The sequence below is a fragment of the Neisseria sp. WLZKY-1 genome, from assembly GCF_046546535.1.
GTDB lineage: Bacteria > Pseudomonadota > Gammaproteobacteria > Burkholderiales > Neisseriaceae > Neisseria.
Genome location: NZ_JBKGTW010000115.1, coordinates 1 through 615, shown reverse-complemented (window position 1 = coordinate 615; position 615 = coordinate 1). Strand labels below are relative to the sequence as shown.

At 57.2% G+C, this 615-nt stretch carries 2 protein-coding genes; both read right to left on the bottom strand.

Going from position 1 to position 615, the window contains the following annotated elements:
* Positions 1-100: 100 nt before the first annotated feature.
* Positions 101-448 (bottom strand): hypothetical protein, encoded by a 348-nt coding sequence (locus ACLD9W_RS12425; protein ID WP_410842293.1) that lies wholly within the window; start codon positions 446-448, stop codon positions 101-103.
* On the bottom strand, positions 432-615 hold a 184-nt coding region (locus tag ACLD9W_RS12420), incomplete at its 5' end, for a hypothetical protein (protein WP_410842292.1). The genes ACLD9W_RS12420 and ACLD9W_RS12425, both read right to left, overlap by 17 nt.

The window sequence follows — 615 nt, the reverse complement described above, 5'->3', positions numbered from 1 at the left end:
GCCGGACGCGCTTGTCTCTATTGCCATAGGATTCCCTTCATGTGTTCGGATAAAAAAGGCCGTCTGAAACGTTCGCAAACGCATTCGGACGGCCTGCGGCTTATTCGCCCTTTTCGGCGGACAGGGCGGCGTAAACCAATTCCGCCCCCGCAAACGGGCTGCCCTGCGCGTCGGATGCCGTCACCGCCTGCAACACCCAGTCGACAACGTCCGCACCGCGCGGCGGTTGGCCGGTCAGCGAAATCTGCGTACCGCCGCCGACAGGCTGTTTGCCCAACTCATACACGCGCTTGCTGAAATAGCTTTGAATCGTCGCCGTGTGGTAGCCCGAGGCGAAGTCCAGATACAGCGTGCCGACGGTGTGGAAGGACGCGGGAACGCCCGTGGTTTCGTCTTCGATGTCCAAGGCGATGCCGAGGGCGGTTTTGTTTTCAGATTGTTTTGCCATGATTAATCCTTTCGTATGGCGTTAAAAAAGCCCCTTGCGGGACGGTTGGTAAAAAGGCCGCCCGCACCTGCGCGGGGATGACGTTTCTGAAACGTTCAGACGGCCTGTGCATTGTGCAAGCAAAATTGCACAAAAAAGGGGGGGAGTAAGGTATAATTTCCATACCT

Coding starts and splice junctions, on each gene's coding strand:
- ACLD9W_RS12425 (WP_410842293.1), bottom strand. CDS start 448: ATGGCAAAACAATCTGAAAACAAAACCGCCCTCGGCATCGCCTTGGAC.